General features: G+C 65.4%; 13 protein-coding genes. 5 read left to right on the top strand and 8 right to left on the bottom strand.

What is annotated here, in order from left to right:
* The first annotated feature begins 280 nt into the window (after nt 1–280).
* Entirely contained in the window at nt 281–1,663 is a 1,383-nt protein-coding gene (locus tag AU198_RS13790) for an FAD-binding oxidoreductase (RefSeq protein ID WP_064348714.1), read from the top strand.
* 27 nt (nt 1,664–1,690) lie between these two features.
* On the opposite strand, the gene AU198_RS13785 is transcribed toward AU198_RS13790, so the two are convergent.
* A complete protein-coding gene (locus AU198_RS13785; protein ID WP_064348713.1) occupies nt 1,691–2,173 on the bottom strand; it encodes a hypothetical protein in 483 nt (160 codons plus the stop codon).
* Nucleotides 2,174–2,433: 260 nt separating this feature from the next.
* Here AU198_RS13785 and AU198_RS13780 point away from each other — a divergent pair, with 260 nt between their 5' ends.
* Together AU198_RS13780 and AU198_RS13775 are read left to right on the top strand one after the other, a co-directional pair.
* Nucleotides 2,434–4,647 (top strand): 6-phosphofructokinase, encoded by a 2,214-nt coding sequence (locus tag AU198_RS13780; protein WP_064348712.1) that lies wholly within the window; start codon nt 2,434–2,436, stop codon nt 4,645–4,647.
* 22 nt (nt 4,648–4,669) lie between these two features.
* Nucleotides 4,670–5,962, top strand: coding sequence for an acyltransferase family protein (locus tag AU198_RS13775; RefSeq protein ID WP_064348711.1), 1,293 nt, complete (start codon nt 4,670–4,672; stop codon nt 5,960–5,962).
* On the opposite strand, the gene AU198_RS13770 is transcribed toward AU198_RS13775, so the two are convergent.
* From AU198_RS13770 to AU198_RS13760, 3 genes are read right to left on the bottom strand one after another with little or no spacing between them, the layout of a single operon-like run.
* Nucleotides 5,922–7,094 (bottom strand): acyltransferase family protein, encoded by a 1,173-nt coding sequence (locus AU198_RS13770; protein ID WP_064348710.1) that lies wholly within the window; start codon nt 7,092–7,094, stop codon nt 5,922–5,924. The genes AU198_RS13775 and AU198_RS13770 overlap by 41 nt on opposite strands.
* Nucleotides 7,095–7,105: 11 nt before the next feature.
* Nucleotides 7,106–8,068 (bottom strand): L-lactate dehydrogenase, encoded by a 963-nt coding sequence (locus tag AU198_RS13765; protein WP_064348709.1) that lies wholly within the window; start codon nt 8,066–8,068, stop codon nt 7,106–7,108.
* Between the two features lie 52 nt (nt 8,069–8,120).
* On the bottom strand, nt 8,121–9,491 hold the full coding sequence (locus AU198_RS13760; protein ID WP_064348708.1) for an SLC13 family permease: 1,371 nt from the start codon (nt 9,489–9,491) through the stop codon (nt 8,121–8,123).
* Nucleotides 9,492–9,713: 222 nt separating this feature from the next.
* Here AU198_RS13760 and AU198_RS13755 point away from each other — a divergent pair, with 222 nt between their 5' ends.
* Nucleotides 9,714–12,056, top strand: coding sequence for a glycoside hydrolase family 65 protein (locus tag AU198_RS13755; protein WP_064348707.1), 2,343 nt, complete (start codon nt 9,714–9,716; stop codon nt 12,054–12,056).
* A gap of 36 nt (nt 12,057–12,092) precedes the next feature.
* Here the strand turns inward: AU198_RS13755 and AU198_RS13750 are convergent, their stop codons facing one another.
* Nucleotides 12,093–12,479, bottom strand: coding sequence for a DUF2237 family protein (locus AU198_RS13750; RefSeq protein ID WP_064348706.1), 387 nt, complete (start codon nt 12,477–12,479; stop codon nt 12,093–12,095).
* 76 nt (nt 12,480–12,555) lie between these two features.
* Here AU198_RS13750 and AU198_RS13745 point away from each other — a divergent pair, with 76 nt between their 5' ends.
* Nucleotides 12,556–13,806, top strand: a complete 1,251-nt coding sequence (locus AU198_RS13745) for a KasA/KasB family beta-ketoacyl-ACP synthase (RefSeq protein WP_064348705.1) — start codon at nt 12,556–12,558, stop codon at nt 13,804–13,806.
* A 3-nt stretch (nt 13,807–13,809) separates the two neighbouring features.
* Here the strand turns inward: AU198_RS13745 and AU198_RS13740 are convergent, their stop codons facing one another.
* From AU198_RS13740 to AU198_RS13730, 3 genes are all read right to left on the bottom strand, one after another.
* Nucleotides 13,810–14,685, bottom strand: coding sequence for a cyclopropane mycolic acid synthase family methyltransferase (locus tag AU198_RS13740; protein WP_197416112.1), 876 nt, complete (start codon nt 14,683–14,685; stop codon nt 13,810–13,812).
* A gap of 82 nt (nt 14,686–14,767) precedes the next feature.
* Nucleotides 14,768–15,712 (bottom strand): cyclopropane mycolic acid synthase family methyltransferase, encoded by a 945-nt coding sequence (locus tag AU198_RS13735; RefSeq protein WP_064348703.1) that lies wholly within the window; start codon nt 15,710–15,712, stop codon nt 14,768–14,770.
* A gap of 121 nt (nt 15,713–15,833) precedes the next feature.
* Entirely contained in the window at nt 15,834–18,209 is a 2,376-nt protein-coding gene (locus AU198_RS13730) for a lysylphosphatidylglycerol synthase transmembrane domain-containing protein (protein ID WP_064348702.1), read from the bottom strand.
* Nucleotides 18,210–18,266 lie beyond the last annotated feature (57 nt).

The raw sequence follows: 18,266 nt of genomic DNA, 5'->3' as shown, positions 1-18,266 counted from the left end.
CCGAATATTCCATAGACGTCAATTCCGCGCTTATTTTCGCGCTGGTCTGTACGTTCGTTTCACTGTCCTCAGCCCGGAAGGTCAAGCCATGACAGAGGTCGCACCGGACGACGAACTTGCCGACGAATTTGTGAGGACTGCGGCTACGAACCGGAACTCAGACACTCGCTCGAGGCGTTCGAGGTGATCGTGGGCGTGTTGTTCGTCCTCGGTGGGTTGTACTTCGTCGAGTTGCGTATGTTCAACCGCGACGTCCTCGAGACCGAACCCGGAGAACTCAATGTCTTCAAGCACTGAAGGGTCGACCGAAACGCTGACGGGGGACGTTGTGCGGCCGGGGGATTCGGGCTACGACGCGGCCCGAATCGGCTACAACCACCTGTTCTCTACGCAACCCGATGCGGTCGTGTTCTGCACCGGCATACAGGATGTGGTCAACGCCGTGGCATGGGCACGACGCAACGGTGTGCCCCTGCGGGTACGTAGCGGACGGCACTGCCTGGAGGGCTGGTCGGCTGTCGACCACGGCCTGGTGATCGATGTGAGCCGGATGAAGTCGACCGCCATCGACGCGGCCTCACAGGTTGCCACCGTCGGCGCCGGACTCACTCAGTTGGAAACGGTCACAGCGCTCGGCGCCGCCGGTTTCGCTGCGCCGACGGGAACCGAAGGTACCGTCGGGCTTGTCGGTGCGACCCTCGGCGGCGGCTTCGGTCTACTCACCCGCCGATACGGTATGGCGTCCGACAATCTGCTCGCGGCGGAGATCGTCGTGGCTTCGGGCGACGACGGCGCGACGGCGATCGTCACCGACGAGCAGAACAACCCCGATCTGTTGTGGGCATTACGTGGCGCCGGCAACGGCAATTTCGGCATTGTCACATCGCTGACCTACCGCATCCATTCCCTGACGCAAGCCATCTGTGTCGTGGCGACGTGGTCGGGGCTCGAGCAGCTTCCGCCGGTCTTCGACGCATGGCAACACAGCGCCCCACACATCGACGATCGGCTCACCAGCCAGTTGGAGATCCGCCGCGAGGGGATTGTGCTGGTCGCGGTACTGACCGACGGGTCCGAGGCCGACGCCAAGCAGATGCTGGCGCCGATTCTTGCAGTCGGCAAGCCGCACATCTCGACCGCCGACGCGCGGTGGGCGGACGTCTACGCGGGCTTCCAGATACCACCCGCCGACGAAGCTGCGAACTGGAAGTTCCTGTCGCAGTTCATCTATGAGCCGTATCCGCCGGAAGCCATCGACCTCGTCACATCGTTCATGTCGAGGGCTCCGACATCGGACTGCAACTATTTCACCAATGCCTTCGGTGGCGCAGTTCGGACAAGTGAGCCGCCCGGTGGTTCGGCGTTCGCGCACCGGGATGCGCTGTTCTACGCCGAACCCGGTGCGGGGTGGGGTGTCCGCGGCGGGGTCTCGGCCTCCGACGATCCGCTGACGGACGGGTGCCTGACGTGGTGCGCCGAGTTCGCGGAAGCCCTGAAGCCGTATGTAAGTGGCGCTTACGTCAATGTCCCGAATGCCGGTATGCCGGGATGGGAATCGGCGTACTGGGGCGACAATGTGGGGCGGTTGCGCGCGATCAAGGCGAAATACGATCCCCAGAACGTATTCGCCTTCGAGCAGAGCCTTTCGATCGACGCCGGCTGACCGGGAGGCGAACGACAGACATTTCGGTCACGCGGGGCTGAACCGCACTGCAGCTATTCCTTCCCGCCGCACCGCCTCTGCGAATTCCGCGACTGACGGAATGCCTCCGTCGCGGAACTTCAGGCCCATGATCGCCTGCGCACGCTTAGGGCCGTAGGACTGTGCGAGCCGCTGCACCAAATCGGCCACCACCGCAGGATCGGTGATGAGATCGCCACGCATTTTGCGCGTCGTGCCTCTGTGTACCACCTCCGCGTCGGCGCCGTTCCGGAAATTGTTCTTCCACACCGTGTTGGCGATCGCGTAGAGCCCGCCGTCGATGTGGTGCGCGCTCACCGGGATCGAGAACTGCCGTCCGGATTTTCGGCCTCTGAAGTTCAGCACCATGAACTGATTACCCAACGGGCCCGCCAGCGGAGTGCGCAACAGGAACCGCAGCGACGGGTTGAGAACGCGCATCAGTGCGCCGGGCGGATGCCCGGTGCTCACTGCGGGTATCTGATCTGTCATCCGCTCACGGTATGACGGATCGAGCGATCGCCGACCGGAATGCGCGCTAAAGGCCGCTCAGGTCGCCGCTGCGCAAACCGGGGGATGCCCCTGCCGCAATTTTCCGGGAGCGAAGATTCCCATCATGGCGACGAAGCACTGGGTGCGGGGGCACCATCGGGGTTGTGCCTTTCCCCCCCGACCACGGCGCCTGCCGGAATACGCGATGATCAGCACAGCCAACGGAATGTTCATCCGCGAGCGGCACGGAGGCCGACGAGATGTCTGAAGTCAAGTCTGCACCATCGAGCATCGCCGTCCTGACCAGCGGCGGTGACGCTGCTGGCATGAACGCGGCTGTGCGCGCGGTCGTCCTCACCGCTGCCCACCGGGGCATCGACGTGTTCGCTGTTCATGAGGGATATCACGGCCTCGTCACCGGCGGTGACCTCATTCGGCGCATGGAACCGTCTGCCGCCGATGGGATTCTGCACCTGGGCGGCACCGTCATCGGGACCGCTCGATCGAAGCGGTTCAGGACCCGCGAAGGCCGCCGCGAGGCCGCCCGCAACATGGTCGAGCGCGGAATCGACGCGCTCGTGGTGATCGGCGGCGACGGAAGTCTTGCCGGTGCCAACCTGTTCCGTCAGGAGTGGGCCGAGCTGCTCGCTGAACTGGTTGATGCCGGGACGATTACGCAGGACACGGCGGACAAACATCCCTTCCTGAGGCTTGCTGGTCTGGTCGGATCGATCGACAACGACATGTCGGGCACCGACATGACGGTCGGCGCCGACACCGCGTTGCACCGGATCATCGACGCATTGGACGCCCTGCACAGCACAGCGGCCAGCCACCAGCGCACATTCGTGGTCGAAGTGATGGGACGCAATTGCGGCTACCTCGCGCTGATGTCATCGCTGGCCACGGCGGCGAGTTGGGTCCTCATCCCGGAGCACCCGCCGAGCGCGGACTGGCGTGCGCAGATGTGTCGGGACATCAAGGCCGGCCGCTCCATCGGTCGTCGCCACAGCGTGGTCGTGGTCGCAGAGGGTGCGCGCGACCGGGACGGCATTCCGATCACCGCGGAGCAGGTTCGGACGCTGCTGGAGGACGAGCTCGGTGAGGACGTCAGAGTCACCGTGCTGGGGCATGTGCAACGTGGCGGCGCACCAAGCGCTTTCGACCGATACCTGGCCACGCAGTTCGGCTATCGCGCTGTGGAACGGCTGTTCGCCGACGAGCCACACGGACCCGCCCAGCTGATCGGGTTGCAGGGGAACCGGGTGATCACCTCGCCGCTGATGGACTGTGTCGCGCGCACGCAAGAGGTTGCCGAACGCGTGAAGTCACATGACTACGACGGCACGATGAAGCTGCGCGGCGGGAGTTTCGCAGAGTCATACCGGATTCTGCAGACGATCCAGCAGGCCGCGCCGCGAACCGACCCGGACCGAGGCTCTCGGATCGCGGTGGTACACGGCGGCGGACCGGCGCCCGGGATGAACGCTGTCGTGCGCGTCGCCGTTCGGATCGGTCTCGACCGGGGCCACACCATCCTTGCGGCCAACAACGGATTTGTTGGACTACGCGACGGTGACGTTCACGAGATGGGCTGGATGGACGTCAGCGGCTGGGTCTCGGAGGGAGGCGCCGAGATCGGCACCAATCGCTACGTGCCCGGAGCCGGTGCCATCGCCCAGATCGCCGAACAGATTGCCGCCCACCGAATCAACGGGCTCCTCGTGGCCGGCGGGTGGGCCGGCTACCGCGCCGCTTACGAGCTGCAGCGGCACCGGGACGAATACGCCGCTCTCGACATTCCGATCGTCTGTATGCCGATGACCATCACCAACGACGTGCCCGGAACCGAATTGAGCGTTGGCAGCGACACCGCGCTCAACAGCATTGTCGCCGATGTCGACAAGATACGGCGGTCCGCGGTCGCTACCCGGCGAGTCTTCATAGTCGAAGTGATGGGTCACGACTGCGGGTTCCTCGCGCTGATCGGTGGCTTGGCCACCGGGGCCGACCGGATCTACCTACCGGAAGACGGCATCACACTGGACGGTCTCACCGCCGACGTTAACGCCCTCACGGACAGGTTCCGAGGTGGCAAGAGGGTCGGCCTGATCGTCCGCAGTGAAGGTTCCGATCGCGTCTACACAACGGAGTTCATCACGTCGCTGTTCCAGAAAGAAGGCGGAGGCCTGTTCGACGCCCGGGCGGAGACCCTCGGCCACGCCCAGGAAGGTGGGAACCCGTCGCCTTTCGACCGGATACAAGCAACGATCATGACCGCCCGCTGCATGCACTTCCTCTTCGAGCAGCTCGAATCCGGCGGGCGGGCCAGCGCCGTGATCGGATTTCAATCCGGCACACTGCGATTCACCGACCTCACTAGTTACCCGACGCTGATCGAGGAGAACGCGCAGCGGCCCGCCGAGCAGCGCTGGATGGACAACCGTGACCTCGCCCTCGTCATGCGAGGCTGAGCCGACCAGACCGGAGGCGGGTATGGGAGAGCGTGACCTGTCGGTGGACTTCTACCGCGTGTCGGCGATAGGCCTTGTCGTGGTGGGACATTGGCTCGTGGCCAACGCCACCTATTCCGACGGCGAGTTCGGCATGCTCAACGTGCTCGAGGAGATGCCGTGGACCCAGTGGCTGACGCTGGTGTTCCAGGTGATTCCGGCGTTCTTCTTGATGGCCGGCTACGCCAGCGCCGTGTCGTGGACGCGGCGGCAGGACACCGAATCCGAGTCAACGCAGACCTGGTTGCGATTCCGGCTGTCGCGGACACTGGGGCCGACGGCGGCGTACATCGCCACGATGCTGGCCGTGGTCGTGGTGGCTCTCCTTGTCGGGGTGGACGGTTCGATTTTGGCGTTCGGTGGCTGGGCGGTCGCCTATCACCTGTGGTTTCTGGTCACCTTCGTGCTGTTGGTCTTGGCGACGCCCGTGGCGGTGGCACTGGACAGACGGTGGGGGCTCGCCGTGCCGGTCGTCCTGGCGGTCGTGGTCGTAGTCATCGACGCGGCCTATATCGGCGCGGACGTACCCTACGTCGGCTACCTCAACTATGTGCTTGGCTGGGCGGTGAGCTACCAGCTCGGAATCGCCTGGCGCAGTGGTCGACTGGGCGGCCGCCGGCCGATACTGCTCGGATTGGGCTCAGCTGTGGTGCTGGCCGTGCTCCTCGCGTGGGGCCCGTACCCGGTCAGCATGATCGGGGTGCCGGGGGAGGAACTTCAAAACACCGCTCCGCCGTCGGCGGCGCTGGTCGCCTTCGCGGCGGCCCAAGCCGGACTGCTGGTGGCGGCCGCACCCGTTGTCGACCGTGCGCTCAAAGCCGCCCGCGCGCAGCGCTCGCTGGCGATCGCGAACAACGCTGTGATGGGGCTGTACCTGTGGCATATGGTGCCCGTCGTCATCGTGGCGCTGGTCGGCTACCCCACCGGCTTGTTGGCGCAACCACCGATGGGCTCGGCCGACTGGTGGCTGGCTCGACTCGTGTGGGTCGCGGCGATTTTCGTTGTGGGCGTTGCGTTGATGAGCTTGCTGTGGTGGCAGGGAAGCCGGACGGCTGCGCCGCTGCCCACGCTTCGGGTGCCGCTTCCTCGCGGGTGGGGCATTGCGACGCTGATCGTAGGGGGGCTGGTGGCCGCGGCCGCCACCTTGGGATTCACGATCGGCGGGTTCGCGCCCGATGGACGCTTCCCGCTGCTCGCCCCGTTGCTGTTCACCGTCGGCGCGGCCTTGGTCGCGCTTACGCCTGCCGATCGCGAAAGAACCACCGGCGGACGGTGAGTCGACTCCCAGCAAGCACGGCCAAGATCACGGCGAGCACCAGGGCCGGGCCCACGATCCACACGGGTCGGGTGAGCCACCACGCCGCAGTCGGCTCGCTCGGCAATACGAATCCGGCTCGCTCATATAGCCACAAGAACACCACGAGCGCGGTCATGTGCCAGGTGAACACGGGCATGGTCACGCCGTTGGCCGCCACCACCGCCCGCCAGGGTCCGCGGCGCTGCAGCCAGGCGTTGAGCCGAGGCCGGCCGAGCATCACCAGCCCGAGCTGGAAGGTGGCGAGCGCCGCGATCGGCGCCGTTGTCGGGAACATGTTGCTGGTGTCCTCGCCCTGCACGGCGACCATCGACCGCGAGTAGGGCCCGAACGTGGTCAGGACGACCAGTCCGGTGAAACCCGCAGCGGCCACCGCGGCCGCGACTCGGCGGCCGCCGGCAATCAGCGTTCCGTCGCGCCAGAAGTAGCCGAGCTGGTGGCAGAACAGCCACACGCAGGCCGAACCGACCAGCCCCGGGGCCGGCCCGCCCCAGTCCAGGCCGAGCCGCAGGAAATCGCAACCGAGGACCAGCGCGGCCAGGACCGCCAATACCCGCCAGCCCCAAGCCTGATGCAGGCGGGCCGTCAGCGGTACGGCGGCGACGACCCCGGCGTAGACGCCGATGAACCACAGGGGGACGAACACGACGATGCCCCACTCGAGTACACCGCGCCGACCTGTGGCCTGCACGATGAGATCGAAGACCAGCCAGACCGCCAGGAACGGTACGAGTGGTGTCACCAGCCGTCGCATCCGCGCCCCGAGGAACTTCGCCGCACCGCCGCCCGCCCGGGTGACCGCCTCCCAACCCGCGAGGTTGGCGTAGCCGCCGACGAAGAAGAACACGGGCATCACCTGCAGCACCCACGTCGCCATCCATTTGCCCGGTACGTAGCCGATCGGATTGGGCATGACGAGCGCATAGTCGCCGTCCCAGTGGGTGATCGAAAGCGACCAATGCCACAGCACGACGACGCAGATGCTCGCCGCCCGTAAGAAGTCGACGACTCGATCGCGGCTGGCGGGTGTCGCGTCGACCAGCGCGTCGAGATCGGGCAGACCGCTTCGTCGGTTGTCGATCCTCGCCTCCACTTCCGATGTGACTACAGGCCCAACGACGACTGCGCCTGCTTCAGGGTTGCCGCGGACGTTTGCAGGCCCGTGAGTTCGGGCTCGGAGAGGGACAGCTCGAGTACCTGACCGGCGCCAGCGGCGGTCACGACCGTCGGCAGTGACAGGCACACATCGCTGATCCCGTAGACGCCGTTCTGCACGGTCGACACCGGCAGCACGCGGTGCTGGTCACCCAGGATCGCCTCGACGATTCGCGCGGTCGACAACCCGATGGCCAGGCTGGTCGCGCCCTTTCCGGCGATGATCTCGTAGGCGGCGTTGACGACGTCCGCCGAGATCTGGTTGCGCGTGGCTTCGTCGAACACCACCGCGCCGCCGATGCGGAAATGCGAGGCAGGCACTCCGCCGATCGACACGGTCGACCACAACGAGATCTGCGAGTCGCCGTGTTCGCCGACGATGTATCCGTGCACATTGGCGATGGCCAGATCGGCGCGCTCGGCAATGAGATAGCGAAACCTGCTGGAATCCAACACGGTCCCGGATCCGAAGACCCGTCCGGCGGGGATGTCGACCGAACGAACCGCCGCATAGGTGACGACGTCGACCGGGTTGGTGACCAAGACGATGATCGCGTCGGGCGAGTGCTCGAGCAATTGCGGGGTCAACGCCTGGGCCATCGCTACATTGCTGGTCGCGAGGTCCAGTCGGCTCTGGCCCTCATGCTGTTTGGCACCGGCCGTGACGATGACGACCTTGGAACCAGCGGTGACGCCGACGTCGTCGGAACCGCTGATCGGGCAGTGCGGAACGAATTGGCTGCCGTGATTCAGATCGAGTACCTCGGCGCGGAGCTTCTTGGCGTCGACGTCATAGAGGGCCAGAGATCCCGCAGATCCGCGAATCAGGCAGGCATAGGCGATCGCGGTACCGACGCTGCCCATACCGACGATGCTGACCTTGTTGGATCGTCCTCTCAGTGACTCAGTCATAGCTCCATAGTTCGACGATGCCGCGCCGCGCGCGAGGGTTCGGACAGATTCGTCAGCCAAGTGGCCACCACAACGGGATCACCACCATCGCGACTGTAAACCACGCCACCATCGTGACAATGCCGAGCCGCCAGTAGTCGCTGAAACGACAACCGCCCGGATGCATGACGATCATATTCGCCGGTGTCGCAATCGGAGTGAGCAACGATGCCGCGCCCGCGAGCGCCACCAAAATCAGCGTTGCCTGCACCGAGACGCCGCTGTCGACCGCAGCCGCCACCGCGATCGGTATCACGACCAGCACCGTGGCGACATTCGAGATGAACTGGCCGAGCAGCGCGGTGAGCACGAACAGCAGGCTCAATAGGAGGTATGGGCAGTGGTTTCCGACCGCATCGACAATCGGCGTGGCGAGCTGCTCTGCGGCCCCGCTGGTCTGGACCGCTGTAGACAGCGGGATGAGCGCGCCGATGAGGATGATCGTCTGCCAGGGGATCGCACGGTATACCAGGTCCGTTCGCACCACGCGCAACGCCACCATCGCCAGTGCAGCCAGCAAGGCCGCCACCGCCGGCGGCACGATACCGGTCACGAGCAAACCGACCATCGCCGCGAGCACAACAAGCGCTCGCGGCGATGGTCGGTCGAGCGCGACGGTCTGGCGCCGCACGTCCTCGGTGGAATCGACGACCAGCATGCCGGAGGCGGTCAACCGGTCGATCGCGGACCATTGGCCACGCACCAGGATGGGGTCACCTTGGGAAAACTCGACGACACGTGCGCCGAGGTCGGCGTACATTCGATGCACCGACAAAACGGTGACTCCGGCAACGGACATTCCGGGAAAAGCCTTAACACCCAACCAATTTGATCGAGGCGGGATCACCAGCTCCGCGAGACCGCTGTCGCGGCCCAACAAGTCGGCGTCCGGCTGGGTCACCACGCGCTCGATCGAGCAGCCGGCGTCTTCGGCGAACGCGGCGACTCCCGCACTACAGCCGAATGCCAACGGGATCAACGCCTTTGACGGTGGAATCCGGGCGCGGCGCACCACCGCGGTAGTAACCGGTACCAGCGCCGCAGCCGCCCCGTTGACGGTGATGATTGCGCTGACCACCGCGCCCAGCGCCAGCACGGTGGTCACCAACCGCGCGTAAACCCGTCCCGCCAACCGGGCCAGAGTCCCGCTGCCCCAGGCCGTGACCCCGGACGCCTCCAGACCCTCGCTGACCACAAACAGTGATGCGATGAACACGATCACCGCGTCACCGAACCCACTGAAGAGCGTTCTCGTGTCGATCAGTCCGGTGAAGTACAGAGTCAACGCGACACCGATCGCGACCACCTCGACCGGAAGCCGGTTCCAGATGAACAATGCGACGGCGATGCCGACGATCACCAGGCTCAGTGCGGCGTCGGACATGTGATCGTATGGCTCGTGCCTGTTGTGGGGCGCTGACCGGCTACCGCCTCGGGTCCGGCTTGGGTGATGTCGGGGTCGATTGGTTCGACGTGCTGCACGATGTGTCGATTATCCCGACGATCACGTCAACTCGCCGCGAATTTCGCGAGCCGCCGGGCGGTCGGAGCTGCATCGACTCCCGAACCGGTCATGCGACGGCCGGGCGATGACGATAATGGCGCTATGACAACCCCCGCCGACCTTCAGGTTTCTCCCTGGGAACTGCGGTGGTCCGGGTTTGAACTCGACGCGTTGCCCGACATCGAATCGATCTTCGCGTTGTCGAACGGCCACATCGGGTTGCGCGGAACCCTCGACGAGGGTGAGCCGCTGGGCACACCCGGTACCTACTTGAACGGGTTCTACGAGAATCACGAATTGCCCTACGCCGAAGGCGGATACGGGTACCCCGAAGACGGCCAGACCATCGTGAATGTGACCGACGGGAAGATCATTCAGCTGTTCGTTCAGGATTCGCCGATGGACATGCGCTACGGCAGAGTGATCGAACACGAATACAGCCTGGATCTGCGCGCGGGCACACTGCGCCGCAACACCGTATGGGCCTCCCAAACAGGGCGGTGCGTACGGATCAGGTCAGAGCGGCTGGTCTCCTTCAGTCAACGCGCCGTGGCCGCGATCCGCTACGAGGTCGAGCCGCTGGACTCGATGTTGGAACTAGTCGTGCAATCCGATCTGCTGGCCAACGAGGAGGTCGCCACCCCTGGTGACGACCCCCGACTGGCAGCCGCACTGGAGCGGCCACTGGTTGCGAATTTCGCTGCGGCAAACGGAAAGTCGGCAGTGCTGGTTCATCACACCAGGCGCTCGGGATTGCGTGTGGCCGCCGGAATGGATCATCAGCTCGATGACCTGCCGGGAAGCGTGTGCGATATTCAAGCCGAAGAAGACCTCGCGCGAATGACGGTTGCCGTCGACCTGCCCAAGGGGCAGCTGCTGCGGATGACGAAGTTCCTCGCGTATGGATGGTCGAGCAGGCGCTCCACCCCGGCATTGCGCGCGCAGGTGGACGCCGCCCTTGCGGCCGCGAAGCAGACCGGATGGGACAACCTGCTCAGACGGCAACGCGAGTATCTCGACGCGTTCTGGTCCCACGCCGACATCGAGATCGACGGGGATCCAGAGCTCCAACACGCGATTCGGTTCGCGCTGTTTCAAGTGCTCCAGGCCGGCGCCCGAGGGGAGAGTCGACCCATATCGGCGAAAGGCCTGACGGGTACCGGCTACGGCGGGCACGCGTTCTGGGATACCGAGACCTACGTGCTGCCCGTGCTGACCCACACCATGCCGGAGGCGGCTGCGGCCGCTCTGCGCTGGCGGCATTCGACACTGGAAAAAGCCCAACGGCGCGCGCATGAACTCGCGCACAGCGGAGCCATGTTTCCGTGGCGGACGATCGACGGTGAAGAATGTTCCGGCTACTGGCCCGCAGGCACGGCAGCGGTCCACGTGACGGCCGACATCGCCTACGCGACGGCACAATACATCGCGGCGACCGGTGATCAGCAATTCGAAAGCGATCGCGGTGTAGAACTTCTCGTCGAGACCGCCCGCCTGTGGGTGAGCCTGGGCCACCATGATTCCACCGGGCAGTTTCGCATCGACGGCGTCACCGGACCCGACGAATACACGGCGCTGGTCGATAACAACCTATTCACCAATCTGATGGCGCAGCACAATCTGACCGAGGCCGCCAACGCGTGTGAGCGGTGCCCGGCGGTCGCCCGCAGTCTCGGGGTCAGTGCCCAAGAAACGGCCAAATGGCGGGTCGCGGCTTCCAACATGGTGGTGCCGTTCAATCCGGATTTGGGAGTGCACGAGCAGTCGGAGAGCTTCACCCGGATGGCGCTGTGGGACTTTGCCGCGACGTCTGCCAGCGACTATCCACTCCTGCTGCACTATCCGTACTTCGAGCTGTATCGCACTCAGGTGGTCAAGCAGGCGGACCTCACGCTGGCGATGTATCTGCGGGGTGACGCCTTCACCGAGGAAGAGAAGGTCCGCAACTTCGAGTACTACGAAGCGTTGACCGTCCGTGACTCGTCGTTGTCGGCTTCCGCGCAGGGGGTGATAGCTGCAGAGGTCGGCTACCTGCAGCTCGCTTACGACTACCTGGTCGAAACCGCATTCATCGATCTGCACAATCTGCACGGCAACGTCTCCAGCGGTTTGCATATCGCAGCGCTCGCCGGGACATGGCTCGTCTGCGTGGCCGGGTTCGGTGGAATGCGTTGTCGCGGAACCGAGTTGACTTTTGCGCCCGCACTCCCGACGACACTGGATCGAATGAAGTTCACGATCCTCTGGCGCGGCAGTTGCCTGTCGGTGGAGATGACCGCTGGAGAGGTCACGTATCGACTCCACTCGGGTGAGCCGGTACAACTCACCCACTACGGGCAGCCGTTGACGGTCGGTGACGAACCCGTCAACGTGCCGATCCCGAACCGAACCCAACGGGGCAAGGTCGAGTTCCCCGCGCATCGCGCGCCGTACCGACGAGCGTGAATCGAGCCGGTCCCATTGACCGGTCCCGCGGCCGGGTTAGAGCGATCCGAGATCGTCGGGCACGTCGACCGCGTGTTCGCGCAGCGCTTCGAGCGAGATGACCTCGAGCGTGCGCTCATGTGTCGACGCCAGCACCACCGGCGCGGCGAAGCCGTCCTGATAGGCCTTCAACCAGTTCACCGCGGTGACGCACCAGCGGTCGCCCGGCCGCAGGCCGGGGAAGCGGTACTCAGGTCGAGGTGTGGAGAGGTCGTTGCCGATGGACCGCTGGTGCCCGAGGAACTCCGCCGTCACCACCGCGCAGATGGTGTGGCTCCCGAGATCCTCGGGTCCGGTCGAGCAGCACCCGTCCCGGTAGAAGCCGGTCATCGGGTCGGAACTGCACGGCTCCAGCGGCTCGCCGAGCACATTGAGTTCAGCCACAAGTCGTCCGTCATTTTGGAGGGTCCTAATATTCAGTACTACCCGAACATATTCGAACCAACGAGGAGCATCCGGCATGGCCGCGCTCAGGACTGGCGACGGATTTCCCGACATCGTCGTGACCGCTGTCGCCTCGACGACAGCGCTGGCCACCGACGCCGAAGAGACTTGGCAGCTGCTCCAGCAGGGCCGAAGCGGCATCCGGGCGCTCGACAAGTGGTTCATCGACGAGTTCGACTCGCCGGTCCGTATCGGGGGCGCGATCCTCGAGAATCTCGACGAGCACCTGGACCGCGTCGAACGGCGCCGGACGTCATACATGCAGAAGATGTCGACCGTGCTGAGCCGCAGGCTTTGGGAGATCGCGGGCAATCCCGACGTCGACACCCGGAGGCTGGCGGTGTCGGTCGGGCTCGCGCTCGGCAGCACCGAGGAGATCCCGCTCCAGCATGATCTCTGGCGGCAGAAGGGCCTGCGCGCCGTGTCCCCGCTGACCATCCAGATGTACATGCCCAACGGGGCGGCCGCCGCGGTAGGACTGGACCGGAAGGCGAAGGCCGGCATCATCTCGCCGGTGATGGCCGACGCCTCGGGCGCCGCGGCCATCGCCCAGGGCTGGCGACACCTCGTCCTCGGCGAGGCCGACATGGTGATCTGCGGCGGCGTCGAGACCCATATCGAGGCGGTGCCGATTGCGGCGTTCAGCCTGCAGGGGCTGCTGTCGACCAGCAACGACGACCCCGCAGCCGCTTGCCGACCTTTCGACAAGGACCGCGACGGCATGGTGTTCGGCGAGGGCGGCGCGTTGATGATCATCGAAACCGAGGAGCACGCCAAGGCGCGCGGTGCGAAACCGCTGGCCCGACTGATGGGCGCGGCCATGACCTCGGACGCCTATGACTTCACCGAGCCCGATCCCGACGGTGAGCGCGCCAGCGACGCGATCACCCGGGCGATCGAATTGGCGGGCCTGACGGCCACCGACATCGACCACATCAACGCACACGCCACCGGGACCGTTCACGGGGATCTGGCCGAGGCCAGGGCCATCCGCAAGGCGCTCGGCGACCACTCGCCCGCGGTGTACGCGCCGAAGGCGGCGTTGGGGCATTCTCTGGGGTCCGCCGGCGCGATCGAGGCCGTGTTGACGGTTCAGGCGCTGCGCGACGGGGTCGTTCCGCCCACGCTCAACCTCAAGGACCTCGACCCGCAGATCGACCTCGACGTGGTCGCCGAGGGCCCGCGCCGGGCCGACTACCGCTACGCGGTCACCAACTCGTTCGGGCTCGGCGGCTACAACGTCTCGTTGGTTTTCGGCGCCTACTAGCGGCTATTTGGTCAGCGTGAACTGTCCGACGTAGCTGACGTTGCGCGAGAAGAAGTCCGAGCAGCCGCGCAGGTACTTCATATAGCGGTCGTAGACCTCTTGCGACGTCGCCGCGATCGCCTGATCCTTGGCGGCCTCCAGCTTCTCGGCCCACGTATCCAGCGTGCGCACGTAGTGCGGGGTCATGTCGTCGAACTCGGCGACGGTGAAGCCGGCGTTCCCCGCGAACTCGTAGACGTCCTCGTCGCACGGCACGGCGCCGCCGGGGAAGATCTCCTTGGCGATGAACCGCATGAACTTCAGGTCCGACATCACGATCGGGATCCCCAACTCCGGCCAGCGCTTGAGCGGGTGGCCCATGATCGTCTGCAGCACCATCCGGCCGTCGGCGGGCATGACGCGGTGGCAGGTGTCGAAGAACGCCTTGTACTTCGTCTTGGGCCACGCCTCGAACGCCTCGATGGACACGATGCGGTCGACCGGCTCGTCGAACTCCTCCCAGCCTTTGAGCAGCACCCGCCGGGAGCGTTCCGTGGCGACCGCATCGAGGATCTGCTGACCGAGCGCGTGCTGGTTGCGGCTGAGCGTCAGCCCGACCACGTTCACGTCGTAGGTCTCGATCGCGCGCTTCATCACCGAACCCCAGCCGCAGCCGACGTCGAGCAGCGTCATCCCCGGTTGCAGGTCGAGCTTGCGCAGCGCCCGGTCGATCTTGGCGTACTGCGCCTCCTCGAGGGACATGTCGTCACGTTCGTAGAACGCACAGCTGTAGGTCCGCGTCGGATCCTGAAAGAGGCCGAAGAAGTCGTTCGAGAGGTCGTAGTGGGCTTGAACGTCCTCGTACGCCACCTTCATCGTCGTCCCCGAACTATCCGACATGTTCCTTTGGCCTCCTATGCGGTTACGCGACCCCGACGACCCCGTAACGACCAAGTGTTATATCGCACTTTGCCTAACCCGGCTAAGCAGCCGCCTTCTCGCATGTGAACTGAGCGACGTCGGTGTAGCCGTCGCGGAAAAGATCGGCGCAGCCGGTCAAGTATTTGCGGAAGCGCTCGTAGATCTGCTCGTTGGTGATCTCGATGGCCTCGTCCTTTTTCGCCTCCAAGTTGGCTGCCCAGGTATCGAGCGTCTTGACGTAGTGCGACTGCAGGTGCTGCTCACGGGTGACCGTGTAGCCGGCCTTGTTTGCGTGCTCCCGCACCATCGAGGCCAGTGGCAAACGTCCGCCGGGATAAATCTCGTCCATGATGAACTTGATGAATCTCACCCGGGACATGGTCAGCGGCAGGCCTTTCGCCTTGATCTCCTCGTCCTCGGGAATGATGATCGTGTGTAGCATCATCACGCCGTCGTCGGGCATCCAGTTGAAGGTCTTCTTGAAGTAGTCGTCGTACTTGTTGAAGCCGAAGTGCTCGAACGCGCCGATCGAGACGATCCGGTCGACCCGGCCCTCGAATTCCTCCCACGGCTGCAACCGGACTTCCATCTTCCGGTCGCTCTTGATGTTGGCGAACCGGTTCTCCTCGATGTGACGCTTCTGGTTCTCGCTCAGCGTGAGGCCGATGACGTTCACGTCGTACTTCTCCACGGCCCGCTGGATCGTCGAACCCCAACCGCAGCCGATGTCGAGCAGCGTCATTCCGGGCTGCAGGCCCAGCTTGCCCAGTGACAGGTCGACCTTCGCGAGCTGCGCCTGCTCCAGCGTGTAGTCGTCTTTCTCGAAGTAGGCGCAGCTGTAGGTCTGCGACGGGTCCTGCCAGAGCTTGAAGAACTCGTTGGAGATGTCGTAGTGGAACTGGACTTCCTTTTTGTCCGATCCCCGCGTCTGCGCTGCGGATTTGGACAGCCACTTCGACTGCGCCTGTTCTGTCGAGCTCTGCTGTGTATCTGAGGTTCCCACCACGGTCCACCCTTAGAAACTGATCGAGGGACGAATATTCGACTATCGCGCAGTTTTCTTCGACACGATGGTGAAACAGTACCTCCGACCATTGCGGTGGTGATGGGCGGCACACGACATCGGACTAGATTTTCGAGTTCCGGGTCATCCAGCGCATCACCTGCCAACCGATGAAAACCGGCAGCCAGATCGTCACCACCCGATAGAGCAGAACCGACGGCACGGCGACGGCGGCGGGCATGCCGAACGCCGCCAGGCCGCCGATCAGCGCCGCCTCGACCGCGCCGATCCCGCCCGGAGTCGGCGCGGCCGAGGCCAGCGTGCCGCCGACCATCGTCACCACGGTGACAGTGATGAACGACGTGTCACCGCCGAAGGCCTCGATCGCCGCCCACAGCGCGAACGCGTTGCCCAGCGTCGTCGCCGCACAACCGGCCATGATGATTGCCAGTCGTCGGGGTTCGCGAGCCAGCGCGATGAGGTGTCCGACCACCTCCTCCAGCCGCGGCCGCACCGCCGTCGACAGCCACCGTCGCAGCTTCGGCACCAACAGAAATGTCCCGACCAAACCGAGCAGCACCCCGCCGATCAGGTACAGCAACGTCACGTTGGGAACGAAGCGCGACAGGTCCGCCGATACGCCGGCCGCCGTGGAGAAGAAGATGAGCAACCCCAGGTGGGTGATGACCTGAACCGACTGCTGCAGCGCCACCGCGGTGGTGGCGCGCATCGGGCTCACTCCGCCCTTCTGCAGATACCGCGCGGACAACGCCAGCCCGCCCACTCCCGCGGGCGTCGTGGTGGCGGCGAACTTGTTGGCCACCTGCATGACGATGAGCCCCCACAGGCTGACCAGCCCATCGGCACACGCCCAAAGTGCCGCCGCCGCACCGAGATACGTCAGGCTCGTGGCGGCCAGCCCGAGTAGGGCCCACCACCAGTTCGCGGTCCGCAGTTCGGTGACGAACGTCGGCACCGAGGACAGGAACGGGTACGCGACGTAGACCAGCGCGGCCAGCAGTACCAGCTGGATCACCTGGCTGCGGGTGAACCGCGTGACGGTCTCGGTGCGGATCTCGTCCACGCGGGTCTGACGCTTCACCTCGTCGCGCACGGTGGAGATGACGGCCTTGGCGTCGGTCACGGAGTTGCGGATGCGCATCGGCATCGCGGCCATGGTCAACCGCCGGGACGCGGTCAGCACCGCGTCGTTGCCGAATGCGTCGATCGCCGCCCGCACCGCCGAACCCGCGTCGTAGAGATGCGTCGTCGTCACCAGAAGTTGGGCGATGTCGCTGCGCAACTGGGCGTCGGTCGCGCCGTACTCGGCGTTGTCGAATCCGCCGAACAGCACCGCGTCACCGTCGACGGTGATCTCGCTGCTCCGCAAGTCGCCGTGCGAGATCTGGCAATCGTGCAGTTCGCGCAGCGACTCCCACACCCGGCCGACGGGTATCGAGTCGGTGCACTCGCTGATCGGGATCCCGCGGGGCGGGGTGTGGGCGTACAGCGTCCAGCCCCGGTCCAGCGCGGCGACGGCGATCGTCGAGGCGTTGGCGATCTTGAGCTCGCCGATCGCGATGGCCATCAACGCGCGGTGCTCGACGAGGCGGCGCATCGACGCGTGCAGCGGCGCGGTCTCCCGGTCGCGCAACCGCACCTTGCGCCAGAGCTGCAGCAACACACCGCCGCCGCGCTGGTGCGGTCCGTACAGTTCCATCACCGCGGCGGCCTGCTGGTCTTGGCAGGTGGCGGTGAGCACGAGCGGTCCGGCCCCGGCGGGGCGCACCACCTGCAAGCCGGTGACGACGCAACCGCGCCGCGCCATCGCCCGCACCGCTCCGTCGAGGGGCACCTCCAAGCCCGGGGTTCCGACGACCAGCACCACCAGGGCCCCGACGAACCACCCGGCGGCCAGCCCCATGAGCGAGCGGGCCGGCACCACCGCGCTGACCACCAGGTGAATCGGCACGAACGCGAGCAGCAGCGCCCACCACCAGCGCCGCCAGCGGGCAGGCAGCCAAGGCCCGGAGACGGTGAGCACCGCGGCGAGCATCGCGATCCAGCGCGGGTCGTCGACGAATTGGGAGGCGAACGTGTCAAGGCGTCCGGACAGGTCGAAATGCCAGCGCGGCGCCGTCAGCCCCAGACCGCTGATCGACAACGCGGAGCCGGCGATGACGGCCGCCGCGGCGTAGGCGCCGAGCAGCTTCCACTGCCGCGACAGGATCAGGCTGACCAGGATGACGAACGGCAGCGCGACGATCGCGATGCCGTAGACGAGGTACACCAGGTTGGCCTGGGTCGGCGTCAGGACCGCGACGATCTCGGAGATCGAGCGTTCCAGCGCCACCCACTCGTTGCGGGTGATCAGCGAGCCGGTGATGACGACCGCGAGGAGCAGCGCGGCCAGCACGACGCGGACGATGTCGTTGGTCCGCCTCGTCAAAGGCTGCAGCAGGCTGCCGGAGACGGCGATATCCCGTCCGTCAACGCGCATGTATCAACGATCTTCTCCGGTCGGGGGCCACGTCGGTAACGACCCGCCGTCAACTTA

It is taken from the genome of Mycobacterium sp. GA-1199 (genome assembly GCF_001500045.1).
Lineage (GTDB): Bacteria > Actinomycetota > Actinomycetes > Mycobacteriales > Mycobacteriaceae > Mycobacterium.
The sequence above is the reverse complement of the archived record's forward strand: the minus strand, read 5'-3'. Positions and strand labels throughout refer to the sequence as shown.